Annotated in this window: 14 protein-coding genes, 1 tRNA gene and 1 pseudogene; 8 read left to right on the top strand and 8 right to left on the bottom strand. The window is 66.6% G+C overall.

Annotated elements, in window-relative coordinates; all coding sequences use genetic code 11:
- The first annotated feature begins 18 nt into the window (after positions 1 to 18).
- Positions 19 to 2043, top strand: a complete 2025-nt coding sequence (locus tag ACTHQV_RS05035; RefSeq protein WP_440488678.1) for a M3 family metallopeptidase — start codon at positions 19 to 21, stop codon at positions 2041 to 2043.
- Entirely contained in the window at positions 2043 to 3095 is a 1053-nt protein-coding gene (locus ACTHQV_RS05030) for a PLP-dependent cysteine synthase family protein (protein WP_440488677.1), read from the top strand. The genes ACTHQV_RS05035 and ACTHQV_RS05030 overlap by 1 nt, the downstream gene beginning before the upstream one ends.
- A gap of 10 nt (positions 3096 to 3105) precedes the next feature.
- Here ACTHQV_RS05030 and ACTHQV_RS05025 read toward each other — a convergent pair whose 3' ends face one another.
- Positions 3106 to 6651 (bottom strand): hydantoinase B/oxoprolinase family protein, encoded by a 3546-nt coding sequence (locus ACTHQV_RS05025; RefSeq protein ID WP_440488675.1) that lies wholly within the window; start codon positions 6649 to 6651, stop codon positions 3106 to 3108.
- Positions 6652 to 6762: 111 nt separating this feature from the next.
- On the opposite strand from ACTHQV_RS05025, the gene ACTHQV_RS05020 reads away from it, so the two are divergent.
- The 4 genes from ACTHQV_RS05020 to ACTHQV_RS05005 are packed head-to-tail and all read left to right on the top strand — an operon-like array spanning position 6763 to position 9895.
- Positions 6763 to 7272 (top strand): winged helix DNA-binding protein, encoded by a 510-nt coding sequence (locus ACTHQV_RS05020; protein WP_440488673.1) that lies wholly within the window; start codon positions 6763 to 6765, stop codon positions 7270 to 7272.
- Positions 7273 to 7284: 12 nt separating this feature from the next.
- On the top strand, positions 7285 to 7950 hold the full coding sequence (locus ACTHQV_RS05015; RefSeq protein WP_440488672.1) for a DUF969 domain-containing protein: 666 nt from the start codon (positions 7285 to 7287) through the stop codon (positions 7948 to 7950).
- Positions 7947 to 8912 (top strand): DUF979 domain-containing protein, encoded by a 966-nt coding sequence (locus tag ACTHQV_RS05010; RefSeq protein WP_440488670.1) that lies wholly within the window; start codon positions 7947 to 7949, stop codon positions 8910 to 8912. Before ACTHQV_RS05015 ends, ACTHQV_RS05010 begins: the two co-directional genes overlap by 4 nt.
- Complete coding sequence (locus ACTHQV_RS05005; protein WP_440488668.1) at positions 8909 to 9895, top strand: DUF2891 domain-containing protein; 987 nt, start codon at positions 8909 to 8911, stop codon at positions 9893 to 9895. Before ACTHQV_RS05010 ends, ACTHQV_RS05005 begins: the two co-directional genes overlap by 4 nt.
- 219 nt (positions 9896 to 10114) lie before the next feature.
- On the opposite strand, the pseudogene ACTHQV_RS05000 reads toward ACTHQV_RS05005, so the two are convergent.
- The 4 genes and pseudogenes from ACTHQV_RS05000 to ACTHQV_RS04985 all read right to left on the bottom strand — a co-directional run.
- Positions 10115 to 10498: pseudogene (locus ACTHQV_RS05000) on the bottom strand (IS5 family transposase); the annotation flags it as partial.
- 1 nt (position 10499) lies between these two features.
- Positions 10500 to 10646 carry a hypothetical protein gene (locus ACTHQV_RS04995; protein ID WP_440488666.1) on the bottom strand — a complete coding sequence of 49 codons (147 nt, stop codon included), beginning with the start codon at positions 10644 to 10646 and terminating at the stop codon, positions 10500 to 10502.
- 24 nt (positions 10647 to 10670) lie between these two features.
- Positions 10671 to 10871: a transposase gene (locus ACTHQV_RS04990; protein WP_440488665.1), complete on the bottom strand. Its 201-nt coding sequence runs from the start codon at positions 10869 to 10871 to the stop codon at positions 10671 to 10673.
- Positions 10872 to 11018: 147 nt separating this feature from the next.
- Positions 11019 to 11111 (bottom strand) — tRNA-Ser (locus tag ACTHQV_RS04985).
- Between the two features lie 163 nt (positions 11112 to 11274).
- Between ACTHQV_RS04985 and ACTHQV_RS04980 the strand changes: the two genes are divergently transcribed.
- Positions 11275 to 11997: an EipA family protein gene (locus ACTHQV_RS04980; protein ID WP_440488664.1), complete on the top strand. Its 723-nt coding sequence runs from the start codon at positions 11275 to 11277 to the stop codon at positions 11995 to 11997.
- Between the two features lie 96 nt (positions 11998 to 12093).
- On the opposite strand, the gene ACTHQV_RS04975 is transcribed toward ACTHQV_RS04980, so the two are convergent.
- The gene (locus ACTHQV_RS04975; protein WP_440488663.1) at positions 12094 to 13422 is read right to left on the bottom strand and encodes a dihydroorotase; all 1329 of its coding nucleotides are present in this window, start codon (positions 13420 to 13422) and stop codon (positions 12094 to 12096) included.
- 45 nt (positions 13423 to 13467) lie between these two features.
- Here ACTHQV_RS04975 and ygfZ point away from each other — a divergent pair, with 45 nt between their 5' ends.
- On the top strand, positions 13468 to 14205 hold the full coding sequence (gene ygfZ, locus ACTHQV_RS04970) for a CAF17-like 4Fe-4S cluster assembly/insertion protein YgfZ (protein WP_440488662.1): 738 nt from the start codon (positions 13468 to 13470) through the stop codon (positions 14203 to 14205).
- Here ygfZ and ACTHQV_RS04965 read toward each other — a convergent pair.
- Positions 14197 to 15006, bottom strand: coding sequence for an APH(3')-I family aminoglycoside O-phosphotransferase (locus ACTHQV_RS04965; protein WP_440488882.1), 810 nt, complete (start codon positions 15004 to 15006; stop codon positions 14197 to 14199). The two genes, ygfZ and ACTHQV_RS04965, sit on opposite strands and share 9 nt — an antisense overlap.
- A 114-nt stretch (positions 15007 to 15120) precedes the next feature.
- On the bottom strand, positions 15121 to 16242 hold the full coding sequence (locus ACTHQV_RS04960) for an OmpA family protein (protein ID WP_440488661.1): 1122 nt from the start codon (positions 16240 to 16242) through the stop codon (positions 15121 to 15123).
- Positions 16243 to 16336: the final 94 nt, after the last annotated feature.

Raw genomic sequence — 16336 nt, 5'->3', positions numbered from 1 at the left:
CTTCTACAGGATCTGTCCATGAGCCACGCCCTTGCGGATGCGACCACGCTGCCGCCCTTCGCCGCGATCACGCCCGATGCGATCGGCGCAGCGGTGGCAACCGTCATCGCCGACCGCGATGCGACCGTCGACACGCTCATCCGCACGGCACCCTCGCATTTTACCGAGGCGTGGTTGCCACTGGAGCGCAGCGACACAGCGATCGATGCCCTGTGGTCTGCCGTGTCGCACCTTCAGGCCGTGGCGGACACGCCCGCCCTGCGCGCGGCCCATGCCGATGGGCAGGCGCAGTTGGTACAGGCCAATATGCGCATCCAACAGAACCGCGACCTGCATGATCTGTACGTGAAACTCGCCGCCACCCCGGCATTCGCTACTTTGCCACAGGCGGATCGGGTGGCGGTGGAACAGGCGATCCGCAACGCGACGCTTGCCGGGGTGGCGCTGGCACCCGAGGCCCGGGCACGCTTCGCCGACATCGCCGTCGAACTGGCGTCGCTGTCCAATGGCTTTGCGAGTGCGGTACTCGACGCGACGGCGGCGTGGCACGAGCAGGTAACCGATGAGACGATGCTGGCGGGCCTGTCGGATGCAGACAAGGCGATGTTCGCCGCGGCGGCGCGTGCCCGAGGGCTCGATGGCTGGCTGGTCACGCTTCAGATGCCGAGCGTTGCGGCGGTCCTGACCTTTGCAGAAAATCGTGGGCTGCGCGAGCGGGTCTATGCCGCCTTCGGCACCCGCGCATCCGATCAGGGACCGCATGCCGGCCAGTTCGACAATGGCGAGCGGATCGCGCGCATCGTCGCGTTGCGGCGGGAAGGAGCCAAGCTGCTGGGTTTCACCGATCCGGTCGAATGGTCGCTCGCGACCAAGATGGCGCCCAATGCCGGGGAAGTGCTGGCGTTTCTGCGCGCGCTTGCCGCCCGTGCACGGCCGTTCGCCGAAACCGAGATGGCGACGCTGCGCGCGTTCGCCGCGAAGGAACTCGGGCTGGACGATCTGCAAGCCTGGGACGTCGGCTTCGCGTCCGACCGGTTACGCACCCGCCGCCATGCCATCGACGAGGCGGAGGTGCGCGGCTATTTCCCGGTAAGCCGCGTTCTTGCCGGCTGGCACGATTTGGTCGAGCGGCTTTACGGCATTCGGTTCGCAGCCCGCGACGACGTTGAACTTCCGCATCCCGACGGCAGCTATTTCGACGTCCTCGACAACGATGGCGGGGTATTTGCCGGTCTCTACCTCGACCTGCATGCGCGACCCGGCAAGCGCGGCGGCGCATGGATGGCGGGTGCGCGGTCACGGCTGAACGACGGTAATGTCCGCCAGGTCCCCGTCGCCTATCTGACTTGCAATTTTTCGCCGAACGGCGCCGATATGCCTGCGCTACTGTCACACCGCGAGGTCGTGACGCTGCTGCACGAAACCGGCCATTGCCTGCACCATCTGTTCACTGAAGTCGACCGACCGGGGATCGCCGGCACTTCGGGCGTGGAATGGGACGCGATCGAACTGCCAAGCCAGTTGATGGAGGATTTCGCCTGGGATCGCGACGTGTTGACCGGCATGTCGGGGCACTATGTTACCGGCGCGCCCCTACCCGCCGCTCTGTTCGACCGGATGGTCGCTGCACGCCATTTCCAGGCGGGAATGGCGCTGGTCCGCCAGATCGAGTTCGCGCTGTTCGACCTGTTGCTTCATCTCGGCACGCTGGGCGACGATTCGATGGCAGTGATCGAGGCGGTGCGGGAGGAGGTCGCGGTCGTTCGTCCGCCCGCGTGGCACCGTTTCCCCCATGCGTTTCTGCATATCTTTGCAATGAACTATGCGTCGGGCTATTATAGTTATCTATGGGCGGAAGTGCTGGCCGCCGATGGTTTTGCGAAGTTCGCGGAAGCGGGTGTCGTCGATCGTGCGACCGGGGACGCGTTTCGCGCCGAGGTGCTGGCGCGCGGCGCGACCCGCCCGGCGGCGGAAAGCTTTCGCGCCTTTCGCGGTCGCGACGCCGATCTGGCGCTGCTGCTGGCGCAGCACGGACTGGTCTGATGGAGGACGTCCGGACGTGGCGCGCGGAGGCGGTGCGCCTGATCGAGGCGGACTACAACCACTCAGCCGATACGCACCTCGTGCCCATCGCGTTGCCACGCCACGCCGGCATTACGCTGTATCTCAAGAACGAGAGCAGTCACCCGACCGGCAGTCTCAAGCACCGACTTGCCCGGTCGCTGTTTCTCTATGCACTGTGCAACGGCTGGATCGGTCCCAATACCTGCGTCATCGAGGCGTCATCCGGCTCGACCGCGGTCAGCGAAGCGTATTTCGCGCGGATGCTGGGCTTACGGTTCATCGCGGTCGTACCGGCAACGACTGCCGCCCCTAAGATCGATGCCATCCGCTTTCATGGCGGCGAGATACACGCGGTCGACGATCCGCGCACGGTATATGCCGTCGCCCAGCGGCTGGCGGCTGAAACCGGCGGACATTATCTCGACCAGTTCACCCATGCGGAGCGGGCGACCGATTGGCGCGGCAACAACAATATCGCCGAATCCATCTTCGCCCAGATGACGCGGGAGGAACATCCGATCCCTACCTGGGTCGTATGTGGTGCAGGGACCGGCGGGACCTCGGCGACGATCGGTCGTTATCTGCGCTATCAGCGGCATGCGACCCAGTTATGTGTCGCTGATCCCCTCCATTCTGTTTTCCACCGGCACTATGCCGATCCTGCTATCACGACCCTGCCCGAGAAGTGCGCGAGCTGTATCGAAGGCATTGGCCGTCCGCGGGTCGAACCAAGCTTCGTACCAACCGTCATCGACCGCATGATCGCGGTCGAAGATGCGGTATCGATCGGGGCAATGCGCGCATTGTCGCAGCGACTGGGTCGGCGGGTCGGGGGGTCGACCGGCACCAACCTCGTTGCCTGCCTCATGCTGGCCGACGAGATGGTTTCAGCGGGTGAGGCGGGCAGCATCGTCACGCTGTTGTGCGACGGGGGCAAACGGTACGACTGCACCTATTACGACGACGAATGGCTGGCGCGGCGCGCAATCGAATGGCGCGGGGCCATGGACGATTGCAGGGCGATGCTGTGACCCTCCCCGATCAGGGTAGGCCATAGCCGCCCCCGCCCGGGGTCTCGATCACGAACCGGTCGCCGGAAGCGAGTTCGACCTGATCGACCCCGGCTAGTTGCTGGATGGTGCCGTCGTGCCGGTCCACCCGCTGCATGCCGACAGCGCCGTCGCCGCCGCCCGCCAGACCGAAGGGTGCGACCGTGCGGCGGGAGGCGACGATGGTCGCGGTCATCGGCTCCAGCGCGGTGATCGAACGGATCACGCCGTTGCCGCCCGAACGCGCACCGACCCCGCCGGACCCACGACGGATCGCAAACTGGTCGAGCCGTACGGGATAGCGATGTTCAAGTATTTCGGGATCGGTAATGCGGGTATTGGTCATATGGCTGTGCACGGCGGACGTGCCGGCAAAGTCGGGACCGGCCCCGGTGCCACCGCAGATCGTCTCGTAATATTGATAGCGGTCGTTGCCGAACAGGAAGTTGTTCATCGTCCCCTGTGCTGCCGCCGATGCCCCCAACGCCCCCAGCAGCGCGTTGCACACCGCCTGGCTCACCTCGGTATTGCCTGCCACCACCGCGCTGCCGGGCGGGGGCGACAGGAAGCAACCGTCCTCGATCACGATGCTCAGGGGCGTGAGGCAGCCTTCGTTGAGCGGCAGATCCTCACCGACCAAGCAGCGAAAGGCATAGAGGACGACCGCGCGGGTGACCGCCGGCGGTGCGTTGAAGTTGCCGCTGCTCGCCCGCCCGGTGCCGGTAAAGTCGATCGTCGCCGCGCGCGCCGCGCGGTCGATGGTCACACGGACCCGAAGCGGCGTGCCGTCGTCCATCGCATAATCGAACGCGCCGTCCGACAATCGGGTCAGCACGCGGCGAACGCTTTCTTCCGCATGGGTCATGACGTGACCCATATAGGCGCGCACAACCGCCCATCCGCTGGTCGCGACCAACGCGGTGAGTTCGGCGATGCCGGTCGAGTTGGCGGCGAGCTGCGCCTTGATGTCGGCAACGTTGGTATCGGGGCTGCGCGCGGGATAACGGGCCTGCGACAACAAGGCGCGAAATGCGGCTTCCTGGAAGTCACCACCGTCGACGAGCAGGAAGTCGTCGATCACCACCCCTTCCTCGTCGAGCGTTCGCGAATTCGGCGGAGTCGATCCGGGGGTCAACCCGCCGATATCGGCATGATGGCCTCGATTGGCGACGAAGAAGCGGATTTCGCCGCCATCGTCGAACACCGGCGCGATCACCGTCACATCGGGGAGATGCGTACCGCCGTTGAACGGGTCGTTCAGCGCGACGACGTCGCCGGGTTTCAGCGTCGCACCCCGGCTGGCGATGATCGTACGCACGCTCTCGCCCATCGCCCCCAGATGGACCGGCACGTGCGGTGCGTTGGCGATCAACCGCCCCTGCGCGTCGAACAACGCGCAGGAAAAGTCGAGCCGTTCCTTCATGTTCACGCTGGTCGCGGTATTGCGCAGTACGACGCCCATCCGCTCGGCGATGCCCATGAAGCGGGTGTTGAACAGCTCCAGCCGTACCGGATCGACAATCGTCGGGTCCGGTGCCGCTTGCGTGGCGGCCCCGCCGTGGCGCAGGACGAGATCGCCGCCGTCGCCGACCGTCACTGCCCAGCCCGGCTCGACCATCGTCGTCGCGATTGCTTCGCGGATCAGGGCCGGGCCGGTGATCCGGTGGCCGGGACGCAGAGCGGCACGGTCGTGGACCGGGGTGTGATGCTCGGTCCCGCCGGTCCAGACGGTGACATAGGCGATCGGCGCAGACGGGCCGTCGGCACGCAGGAACGTCGGACGGCTCGCGACCGGTTCACCGGCTACGATCGCCTCCACCACCACGCTTTCGATGACGATCGCACGCTCCGGACTGACGAAGCCGAAGCGGGCACGGTGCGCCGCCTCGAACGCTATCCGCATCGTGTCGACATCCGCGCGATCGACGGGGAGCGCGGTGTCGGTTCCCGCATAGCGCAGATATACGGTCGCGACCCGCCGGGCATCCGCGTCGACCTCTTGGGCCGCTTCTTCGGCCAAGGCGTCGACGAGATCGTCCAGCGCCTCGCCCAGCGGCCGCTCGACCGAGCGCTGGCGGATCGCCACCCTGTCGGCCAGACCCATGCCATAGGCCGACAGCACCCCGGCAAAGGGATGGATCAGGACGGTGCGCATCCCGAGCACCTCGGCCACGCGACAGGCGTGTTGCCCGCCCGCCCCACCGAAACATTGCAATGCGAAGGTCGTGACATCCTCGCCGCGTTCCAGTGCGACGCGTTTGATCGCGGCGGCCATCTGCGCGACCGCGATCTCCAAAAAACCCTCGGCGACCCGGCGCGGATCGTCCATGCCGATCGCGGTGGCCAGGTCGCTGAAGCCGCGCCGTGTGGCCGCGACGTCGAGCGGTTCATCACCGTTCGGCCCGAACACGGCGGGGAACATGCCAGGCTGCACCTTGCCGACCAGCACATTGGCGTCGGTCACGGTCAGCGGCCCGCCCCGCCGGTAGCAGGCAGGACCGGGTACGGCACCCGCACTGTCGGGGCCGACGCGGAACCGCGATCCGTCATAGTGCAGGATCGACCCGCCGCCTGCCGCGATCGTCTCGATCGCCATCATCGGCACGCGCATCTCGACGCCAGCCACCTCGGCGTCCAGGACCCGTTCGAACCGCCCGGCATAGAGCATCACGTCGGTCGAGGTGCCGCCCATGTCGAACCCGATCACCCGATCGAACCCCGCCGCTTGCGCCGTGCGCGCCGCCGCGACGACGCCGCCCGCCGGACCGGACAGGATTGCGTCCTTACCTTGAAATGCCCGCGCCTCGGCAAGGCCGCCGTTCGACTGCATGAAGTGCAGCGGGACCGGGCCGAGCGCACCCGCGACCCCATCGACATAGCGGCGCAGCACCGGCGACAGATAGGCATCGACTACCGTCGTCTGCCCGCGCGCGACCAAGCCGATCAGCGGGCTGACCGCATGGCTCGCCGATACCTGCGCAAAGCCCGCGCGGCGGGCGAGGTCGGTGACCAGCGCCTCGGTCGCGCCATGCGCCCAGCTGTGGGCGAGCGCGATTGCCACCGCGTCGAATCCTTCGGCATGCTTGGCGGCAAGCAGCGCGAGCGTCGCGGCCTCGTCGAGCGGTGTAACCTGCCCGCCGTCGCGATCGATCCGGCCGCCAATCTCGATGACGTCGTCGTACAGCGGATCAGGCCGGCGAACGGCGAGATCGAATAGTCGTGGCCTGGTCTGGTCGCCGATGGCCAGCAGGTCGGCGAAGCCATAGTCGACCACCAGCAGCGTGCGCGCGCCCTTGCGCTCGAGCAGGGCGTTGGTGGCGACCGTCGTCCCCATCTTGACCGCCGCGATGCGGTCCACCGGCAAGGCTTCGTTTTCGCTGAGCTCCAGGATTTCCTGGATGCCGGCGATCGCCGCATCGGCATAACGTTCGGGGTTCTCGCTCAGCATCTTGGCGGTGTGCAACGATCCATCGGGCGCGCGCGCGACGACATCGGTGAAGGTGCCGCCCCGATCGATCCAGAAAGACCAGCCTGCCATATCCACCCCTCTTACCGTCGAATCGTCGATAAATCGTCGACGAATGCTTGGCGAGGATTGACAGATCAGCGGCCTGGCGCAACCCTTCGTATTCGAAAGGGGACATGGCCTATGGCACAGGAGAAGCGCGCCATCGTATCGTCGGCGCATCTCGCCGATGGCGCGGCCCCGGCCCTGTCCGAACTGGAGTTCAGCCTGACGCTGGCAGCGTCGGCGTATCAGCGGTGGATCGCGCGCTGCGCGGCCGCGGCGGGTGTCGCGCTGTCCCCCCTGGAAGTGCTGATCCTACACACCGTCCGTCACCGCGATCGCGCGAAGCGGATCGCCGACATCACCCTCGTCCTCGATATCGAGGATACGCACCTCGTCACCTATGCCGTCCGCAAGCTGGCGCGCGCCGCGCTGGTCACCACCCATCGCGCGGGCAAGGAGACGCTCGTGGCGGCGACGGACGCCGGGCGCGACTTCTGCGCTCGGTATCGCGACATCCGCGAACGCGTGTTGGCCGGTGCCGTCGTCGCCGATGGGCCGGACAGCGCGCATTTGTCGGAAGCGGCAGACCTGCTGCGCCGCCTGTCTGGCCAGTACACCCAGGCGGCCCGTGCCGCCGCGACCTTGTAAGGAAGGTACGCCATGCTGGTCCTGTCGGGGATCGCGATCATCGTCATCGGCTTCGCGCTGGGTGTGAACCCGCTGCTCGTCGTCACCGTCGCGGCGCTGGCGAGCGCCGCAGCGGCGGGCCATGGGCCGGTCGAAGTGGTAGCGATGATCGGCAAGGCGTTCGTCGATGCACGCTTCCTCGCGATTCCGTTCCTCGCGCTACCGACGATCGGCTTGTTGGAGCGCGCGGGCCTGAAGTTCCGGGCGCGGATGATCGTTCAGGGGTTGCGCCGGGCGACGACCGGGCGGGTATTGATCGGATATCTTGCGCTACGCCAGATCACTGCCGCGCTGGGCCTAATCTCGCTGGGAGGCCATGTCCAAATGGTGCGCCCGATCGTTGCGCCGATGGCCGAAGGGGCGGAGGAGCGCGACGAGCATCGTCCGCTTGACGCGGGCACGCGCGACCATATTCGCGCGCACGCCGCTGCCGTCGACAATATCGGCGTCTTCTTCGGCGAGGACGTGTTCATCGCCATCGGATCGATCCTGCTGATCCGCGCGATCCTCGAACAGGATGGCGTGACCGTCGCGCCGATCGACGTGGCGGTATGGGCGATCCCGACCGCGATCGCCGCGTTCCTTGTCCATGGCGTGCGACTGCTGCTGCTCGACCGCCGCCTGAAGCGTCGGGCATGATCGGGCTGGACGCGCTCGGCATCGCGGCGGCGACGCTGCCGGCGGCGGTCGCCGTACACCATGCCTGCGACCGGACCGAGCCGACCCGGTGGCGCAACACCGGTTTCTGGGGGATATTCGCGGTCTTGCTTGGGGTCGGGCCATGGTTGCCCGACCTTGGAAACGGGTGCCTCGTCCTCATCATGGTCGGCCTTGCGACCCGGGGTTTACGGCCGTCGCCGCTGGCCGCCAACGAACCTCAGGCGCAGGCAAGCCGGGCATCTCGCCTCGGCAACCGGCTGTTCGTGCCGGCGCTGGCGATCCCGGCGGTCACGCTCACAGGGACGCTGCTGGTCGACGACGGCCGCATCGCCGGGTTCGCGGCGATCGACCCGAAACAGGTGACGCTGGTCGCGCTGACCCTCGGCGCGGGGGTCGCGCTGCTACTCGCGATGCGGCTCACCCGCCCGCCGCGATCCGCCCCGGTGGCAGAGGCACGGCGGCTCGTCGATGCGATCGGCTGGGCAATGGTCCTGCCGCAGATGCTGGCGGCGCTGGGCGGCGTTTTCGCATTGGCCGGGGTGGGCAAGGTGGTAGCGGACGGCGTGGTGAGCGTCGTCGCGCTCGACACACCGCTGGTCGCGACCATCGCCTATTGTATCGGCATGGCCTTGTTCACCATGGTGATGGGCAATGCCTTTGCCGCCTTCCCGATCATGACCGCCGGGATCGGGTTGCCGATCGTCATTCGCCAGTTCGGCGGCGATCCGGCGATCGTCGCCGCGCTCGGCATGTTGTCGGGGTTCTGCGGCACGCTGATGACCCCGATGGCGGCGAACTTCAACATGGTGCCCGCCGCCGTCCTCGAGCTGCGCGACCGGTTCGGCGTCATCCGCGTCCAATGGCCGACCGCGATCGTCCTGCTGGCATTCAACATCGCGGTGCTGACGCTCTGCGCCTTTCCCGGAGGACCGATCCGATGACTTTCGCCCAAGCCTCCGCTCTCGCCCGCATCGCGCTTGGCCATGTGACCCGCGAATATCCGCACAAGGCGGATCATGTGATGACCGGTGAGGCCGACGCCTATCTGCCGCGCCGGATGCATCCGATCTTCTTCGGGAGCTTCGACTGGCACAGCTGCGTCCATGGCTATTGGTTGCTCGCCCGGCTTCGGCGGCTGTTCCCCGATCTTGCCGAAGGTACAGCCATCGACGCACTGTTCGCCGATGCCTTCATCCCGGACAAGGTAGAGGCGGAACGCGCCTATCTCGACCAGCCGATGTCGCGCGGGTTCGAGCGGCCCTATGGCTGGGCATGGCTGTTGATGCTGCACAGCGAGCTGGTTGTCGCGGGCGGTCCCCATGCTGCGACGCTGCGTCCGCTGGCCGATGCCTTTGCGGACCGATGGCGGTCGCATCTGCCGCTGATGACCTATCCGGTGCGGGTCGGCACCCATGCCAATACCGCCTTCGCGCTAGTGCTGGCCGACCGCTATGCGCGGGTCGTGGGCGATGCGGACCTGCGGGCACTGATGGCGCGGCGCGCGGGCCAGTGGTTCGGTGGCGACCGGGCGGCTCAGGCGTGGGAGCCGAGCGGCGAGGATTTCCTGTCCCCGGTGCTGATGGAGGCGATGGCGATGCAGCGTTTGCTGCCCGCCAATGCCTTTGCCGCGTGGTTCGCGGACTTCCTGCCCCGGCTGGCTGAGGGGGAGCCTGCATCGCTCCTCGCCCCCGCGCAGGTCAGCGACCGCAGCGACGGGCGGATCGCGCATCTTGACGGGCTGAACCTCAGTCGTGCCTGGGCGATGCGCGCCATCGCCCAGGTCATTGACGGGGCGGCTGGGCGAGTGCTCGCGACCGCCGCCGCCGATCATCTGGCGGTCGCCATCGATCAGGTCGCGGGTGATTATATGGGCGAACACTGGCTTGCCAGCTTCGCCCTGCTGGCGGTCACCGGCGTCGATTGACCAGAGGCAATACTGATCTAGGCCCTTCGGATTGGTCCATTCTTTTTGAAAAGTTCCTGGTTGGGTTTGGCAGGTGTCGAACGAAGTAATTCGCTGGAAAATGAAGTCTATTTCTAGCAAGCAGCAGATTTTTTCATTCTTATGCATCCGTCTACTTCAGCACGAAGGCGATCTGCGGCTCGAAAACTTCGATCTGTTCCTAGGGTCAGGACTCGTTGATTACAGGCAGAAGATGATGGTGGCAGCGAGGGCGATGGCGGGGAAGAAGGCGGTGGGGCAGCGGTCGTAGCGGGTTGCGACGCGGCGCCAGTCCTTGAGGCGGCCAGACATCATCTCAATGCGGCTGCGTCGTCGGTATCGGCGCTTATCGTATCGGACCGGCTCGTTGCGGGATTTGCGACCCGGTATGCAGGGCTGAATGCCCTTGGCCTGGAGAGCGTCGCGGAACCAGTCGGCGTCGTAGCCGCGATCGCCGAGCAGCCACTGTGCCGCAGGCATGTCATCGAGCAGCGCGGCCGCCCCGGTGTAGTCGCTAACCTGGCCCGCGGTCATGAAGAAGCTCAAGGGCCCCCGTTCGCGTCGGCGATGGCATGGAGCTTTGTGTTCATGCCGCCTTTGGTGCGGCCGATAAGGCGGCCGAGATCCCCTTTTTAACCCGCAGGCTTGATGCCGTGCGGTGCGCCTTCAGGTAGGTCGCGTCGATCATCACGGTCTTGGGCTCCGCATCGACCGCCGCCAGCCCCTCCATCATGCGCGTGAATACGCCTCGCTCGCCCTAGCGCTTCCACCGGTTATACAGCGTCTTGTGAGGACCATACGCGCTTGGCGCGTCTCGCCAGCGCAGCCCGTTGCGGTTGACGAAGACGATGCCGCTGAGCACCCGCCGGTCATCGACACGCGGCTTGCCGTGGCTCTTGGGGAAGAACGGCCGCAGCCGCTCGATCTGCTCGTCCGTCAGCCAAAAAAGGTCGCTCATTCGGGTCTCCTCGCAGAGCCTGAATCAGATCGCGATCCTCATATCAATGGGTCCTGACCCTGGCGAACGCAATATGTTGGATAGCTTGTAGGTCATACCACCGACCAGCAACATTTGCTAGCCACTACAACTGCTTAGCAGCACCCATGGCGGAGACGGAGGGATTCGAACCCTCGGTAGGAGTAATCCCCCTACGGCGGTTTAGCAAACCGCTGGTTTCAGCCACTCACCCACGTCTCCCAAGCGCGTCGCGCCTTGGAGTGCGGGCCTATAGCGGGGGTTGTCGCGGCGATCAACTCCCTACGTTGAACGTAATTGCCGGCCGATCGGGCGCGCGTTCATTGCAGGGACAGGCGCTTGGCCGCTATCGTGCGCGCTCGGGTAGGAACGCGGGGAGTATCGAATGAAACGGTTGATCGGGTGGATGGCACCGCTGTTGTTGCTGGCGGTCCCTGCCCAGGCGCAGGTGCGCACCGTCGACCCCAATGATGCGATCGACGGCGATCTGGCGCCTGCCCCGGCACCACAGCCGACCCAGCGCAGCGACGTGCCGCCCGCCTATCAGGAACCGGTCCAGCCCGCCCAGACCCAGCCGCCGGTCGATCAGGCCCCGCCCAGCAGCACCGCGACCACCACCGCCAACGACACGTTCGAACGCGACGACCTGATCGGCGCGGCCGAGGGCGTGTTCGGCCGCGGCGCCGAGGGGCTCGCCGGGATCATCGAGAATATCCTGAAGGATCAGGGGAAGCCCAACGCCTATATCGCCGGGCGCGAGGCGGCGGGCGCGTTCGTCGTCGGCCTGCGCTATGGCTCGGGCATCCTGAACCACCGGGTCGAGGGGCAGCGTCCGGTCTATTGGACCGGTCCGTCGGTCGGCTTCGACGTCGGCGGCGATGCGACCAAGGTGTTCGTCCTGGTCTACAACCTCTACGATTCGCAGGAGCTCTACAAACGCTTCCCGGCGGCCGAGGGGCGCGCCTATTTCGTCGGTGGCTTCTCGGCCAGCTATCTGCGGCGCGGCGACGTGGTGCTCATCCCGGTGCGTCTGGGCGTCGGCTGGCGGCTGGGCGCCAATGTCGGCTATATGCGCTTCAGCGAAAAGCAGAAATGGCTGCCGTTCTAAGGCGCGGGGCGGCCCGCAACTGCGGGACTCGCCCCAGCCCGACCGGCGGCTGAAGGCCGACCGACGACGCGGGCTTTGCCCGCGTCGCCGCCGACCTCACCGCCGAAACGCGGTAGACTCGAACCGAACCGGCGCCCCCTGCGCCCCGCCGACCAGTTCCGCCTCCCACATCGCCGTCCGCCCGCGCACGATCGTCCCGACCGGCCGCCCGGTCAGCGCATCGCCGGTGAAGGGCGACCAGCCGGCGCGCGACGCCAGCCAGCTTTCCTCGACGGTCCAGCGCCGCTTCAGGTCGACCACCGTGAAATCGGCGTCATAGCCGAACGCGATCCGCCCCTTGCCCGCCAGCCCGAAGATGCGCTGCGCCCCGGCACTGGTCAGGTCGATCAGCCGCTGCAAGGTCAGCCGCCCCTCCGCGACATGGTTGAGCAGCAGCGGCAGCAGCGTCTGCACCCCCGGCATGCCGCTCGGCGTCGCCGGATAGCGCTTCGCCTTCTCCTCGATCGTGTGCGGCGCATGGTCCGATCCGATGACGTCGGGCACCCCCTGGTTCAGCCAATACCACAGCCCGTCGCGATGCGCGCCCGACCGGATCGGCGGGTTCATCTGCGCATAGGTGCCAAGCCGCGGATACGCCTCTTCGCCTGCAAGCGTCAGATGTTGCGGCGTCACCTCGCACGACGCGATATCCTTGTTCGCGCCCAGCAATTCCAGTTCGGCCGGCGTCGTCACGTGCAGCACATGCACCCGCCGTCCGGCCGCGCGTGCCAGCCGCAGGATGCGCGTCGTCGCGATCAGCGCGCTTTCATCGTCACGCCACACCGGATGCGAGGCGGGGTCGCCGCTCACCCGCTCGCCCTCGCGTGCGATCATCCGGGTCTCGTCCTCGGCATGGATCGCCACGCGCCGCTGGCCCGAGCGCAGCACACGCAGCAGGTCGTCATCCTCCGACACCAGCAGGTCGCCGGTCGACGATCCCATGAAGATCTTGACGCCCGCCGTCCCCGGCAGGCGCTCGAGTTCGTCGAGATGGTTGGCGTTGCGCGCCGTCGCGCCGACATAGAAGGCGTGGTCGCAGTACATCCGCCCCTTCGCACGGGCGAGCTTGTCGGCGATCGCTTCCTCGGTATCGGTCGCGGGCTTGGTGTTCGGCATCTCGAACACCGCGGTCACCCCGCCCATCACCGCCGCAATCGATCCGCTGGCCAGGTCTTCCTTGTGCTCCAGCCCGGGCTCGCGGAAATGGACCTGCGTGTCGATGACGCCCGGCAGGATGTCGAGGCCCGTGCAATCGATCGTCTCGCCCGCGTCGCCGGCCACGCCGATGCCGGCGATGCGGCCGTCGGTGATGCCGATATCGACCCGCGCCGGGCCGCCGGGAAGGTGGACGGTGCCACCGGTAAGCTTGGTATCGAAGGTCGCCATTGCCGCCTCTTGTAGCCAGGGGGTGGGCCGTCCTACCTGTTGACCATGACCGTTACCACCCCCGGAACCTGGCTTGCCGACCGTGCCGTCTTGCGCATCGGCGGCGACGAAGCGCGCCCCTTTCTGCAGGGGCTGGTGACACAGGACATGGGCGCTGTCACCCCCCACACCCCGCAATGGGCGGCACTGCTCAGTGCGCAGGGCAAGGCGCTGTTCGACTTTTTCCTGTGGGCGGACGGCGACGCGATCCTGATCGATTGCGAAGCCGATGCCGTCGACGCGCTCGCCAAACGGCTGACCCTCTACCGGTTGCGCCGCGCGGTGACCATCGAGCGCAGCGAACTCGGCGTCCACTGGTCCCCGACCGGCGATCGGGGCGTTTCCGATCCCCGACTGGCCGCACTCGGCCGCCGCTGGCTGGCCCAAGCCGGAGACCCCGCCTCGGGCTGGACCGAACACCGGTTGCGCCATGGCGTGACCGAAGGCCGCACCGAATTGGGCGACGGCCAGACGCTCTGGCTCGAATGCAATGCCCGCGAACTGAACGGGGTCAGCTTCACCAAGGGCTGCTATGTCGGGCAGGAGAATACCGCACGGATGAACTATCGTTCGACCGTCAACCGCCGGCTGGTCGTCGTCCCGACCAACACCCCCGGCCCGCGTACCCGGTTGATTTACGAGGCGTTCGGCCTCGCCGTCGAACATCGCAAGGTCGACGATCTCGGCGAAGCGCTCCGCCCCGACTGGCTGAACGCCGCCATTACCGCGTCCGCGTCAGAATAACTCGTCGAGCAACAGGTGGAAGTCGATCTTCCGCTGGTCCGGTTGCCTGATACCATAGCGCCCGAACATCCGCTCGGTCAGCCCATCGCCGAATTCGTCCAGGCAATGGCCGAGGATCGCCAGATCCTGATAGCGGTCCGCAACCCCGACACGGCCAAGATCGATGCAGCCGACCACCCGGCCGTTCTCGATCAGCAGATTGTCGAGCGAAAAGTCGCCATGCGTCACGACCGGATCGGGCGTCAGGGGCAGGAGGCGCTGTATCGCGTCCCAAACCTGCTCCGCACGCCAGCCCTGCCGCGCGTCATCGAAATCGTCCTCATCGACCAGACCGGCGTCGATCCGCGCGCGCGCGGCGCGAAGCCGAACGGCATGTCCGCTGTCGAACGGACAGTCGTCGACCGGAACGGCATGTAGCGCGCGCAGAAAATCGGCCAGCGCATCGACCGTCTCGCCCGCCCGCTCCGGCTCCGCGTCCAGAATCTGCCACGCCGTCCGCCCCGGCAGCGCGGTCGTCAGCAGCCATGCCGCATCCACGGTCGCTTCGAAACGTACCAGTTCCGGCACGGCCACCCGTCCTGTCAGCCAGCGCAGCCGCACCATCTTGGCAATCACATCGTCGGCCACCGCCGCTTCGCCCTGCTTCAGAAACAGGTCGGGCGCCCCCGCCTTGCCGTACAGGCGATGGATCGACCCGCCGGATTCGCCGACCATGTCGCGTGCCCAGCGATAGCCGGCGACGTCCGCTGCGAATCCCGATGGCACCGCCGCCGGAGCGCAGGCCGTTTCGCGCTCGTCCATATCCTGTCCCGCCAATTCCACCGACCGAACCGATCGTGACGACCCGGCCAAACGAAAAGGGAGGCCGGTTGCCCGACCTCCCTTCCGAGAATTCCGCTTCGAAAAGAAGCTGAATTACATGCCCGAACCCGGACCGTAGGTGATTTCCACGCGACGGTTCTGCAGCTCGCGGACGCCATCGGCGGTTTCGACGCGCGGACGGGCTTCACCGAACGCTTCGGTCGAGATCACGCCACCCGAGATGCCACGGCCTTCCATATAGGCACGGACGGCATCGGCGCGACGCTGCGACAGGCCGACGTTGTACTGCGCCGAACCCGAACGGTCGGTGAAGCCTGCCAGCATGACCTGGGCGTTGCCGCACGACTGGTAGTTCGAGATGGCGTTGTCGAGGATGCCAGCCGCTTCCGGCGTGACGTCCGACTTATCCCATTCGAAGAACACGATGTACGGTCCCGGGGTGCAGGTGACGACCGGTGCCGGCGGCGTTTCAACCGGAGCCGGCGGCGGCGGCGGCGTTTCGACCGGAGCCGGCGGCGGCGGCGGCGGCGGGGTCGGCGCACCGAAGTTGAAGGTCAGACCGCCGAGCAGGCTGTGCGACCGGAAACGACCGTCATAGCCGACGCCACGCACGTTCACGAGGCGAACGTCGTCGGCGTTGAAGAAGCGATACTTCAGCGACACGTCGACATTTTCGCTCAGCGGCGCGCGGATACCCGCCAGAGCCTGCCATGCGAACACAGTGTCCGAATCGTCGAGCGCCGCAAAGTTGTTGTTCACGCGATAGTCGTGCGCCTTGACGCGCGCGACACCGGCACCGCCGCCGACGAAGCCGCTGATGGCATCGTCATCGCCGAAGTCGAGCAGGGCGTTCGCCATGAACGACAGCGCCGAGGTACGGCCACCGCCGCTATAGGTGCCTGCGCCGACCGAAGTGGTCGCGCCGGTTGCGATCGAACCGGTGGTGCGCAGTTCGTCGACGGTCGCGCTCTTGTACGCGACTTCGGTTTCGATGCGCAGCGCACCGAAATCGTAACCGACGGTGCCACCGACGTCATAGCCATAGTTGCTGTCGACGGTGGTGACGCCACCGGCCGGCGTGGTCAGATCATAGTCGATGTCTTCGACGATCATCGCGCCGCCTTCCACACCCACATACCACGCGTTGTCGCGGGCGAGGGCGGGAGTTGCGAGCGCAGTGGTCGCGAGCGCCAAAGTGACGGCAAGCTTCCGCATTCTAGTCCCCTTTCACAGTTGTCCTACGGACAGCGCAAACCAAGTATCGAAGGGATAGTTTCCGCGCAAGCGCACAAAAATCGTGGTGTTGCAC

The organism is Sphingomonas sp. SAFR-052 (assembly GCF_051965015.1).
GTDB lineage: Bacteria > Pseudomonadota > Alphaproteobacteria > Sphingomonadales > Sphingomonadaceae > Sphingomonas.
The sequence above is the reverse complement of the archived record's forward strand: the minus strand, read 5'-3'. Positions and strand labels throughout refer to the sequence as shown.

Coding starts and splice junctions, on each gene's coding strand:
- ACTHQV_RS04995 (WP_440488666.1), bottom strand. CDS start 10,646: ATGATGGAGGGGCTGGCGGCGGTCGATGCGGAGCCCAAGACCGTGATG.
- ACTHQV_RS04965 (WP_440488882.1), bottom strand. CDS start 15,006: ATGGACGAGCGCGAAACGGCCTGCGCTCCGGCGGCGGTGCCATCGGGA.
- ACTHQV_RS04990 (WP_440488665.1), bottom strand. CDS start 10,871: ATGAGCGACCTTTTTTGGCTGACGGACGAGCAGATCGAGCGGCTGCGG.
- ACTHQV_RS04980 (WP_440488664.1), top strand. CDS start 11,275: ATGAAACGGTTGATCGGGTGGATGGCACCGCTGTTGTTGCTGGCGGTC.
- ACTHQV_RS05030 (WP_440488677.1), top strand. CDS start 2,043: ATGGAGGACGTCCGGACGTGGCGCGCGGAGGCGGTGCGCCTGATCGAG.
- ACTHQV_RS05005 (WP_440488668.1), top strand. CDS start 8,909: ATGACTTTCGCCCAAGCCTCCGCTCTCGCCCGCATCGCGCTTGGCCAT.
- ACTHQV_RS05035 (WP_440488678.1), top strand. CDS start 19: ATGAGCCACGCCCTTGCGGATGCGACCACGCTGCCGCCCTTCGCCGCG.
- ACTHQV_RS05010 (WP_440488670.1), top strand. CDS start 7,947: ATGATCGGGCTGGACGCGCTCGGCATCGCGGCGGCGACGCTGCCGGCG.
- ygfZ (WP_440488662.1), top strand. CDS start 13,468: ATGACCGTTACCACCCCCGGAACCTGGCTTGCCGACCGTGCCGTCTTG.
- ACTHQV_RS05025 (WP_440488675.1), bottom strand. CDS start 6,651: ATGGCAGGCTGGTCTTTCTGGATCGATCGGGGCGGCACCTTCACCGAT.
- ACTHQV_RS04975 (WP_440488663.1), bottom strand. CDS start 13,422: ATGGCGACCTTCGATACCAAGCTTACCGGTGGCACCGTCCACCTTCCC.
- ACTHQV_RS05015 (WP_440488672.1), top strand. CDS start 7,285: ATGCTGGTCCTGTCGGGGATCGCGATCATCGTCATCGGCTTCGCGCTG.
- ACTHQV_RS05020 (WP_440488673.1), top strand. CDS start 6,763: ATGGCACAGGAGAAGCGCGCCATCGTATCGTCGGCGCATCTCGCCGAT.
- ACTHQV_RS04960 (WP_440488661.1), bottom strand. CDS start 16,242: ATGCGGAAGCTTGCCGTCACTTTGGCGCTCGCGACCACTGCGCTCGCA.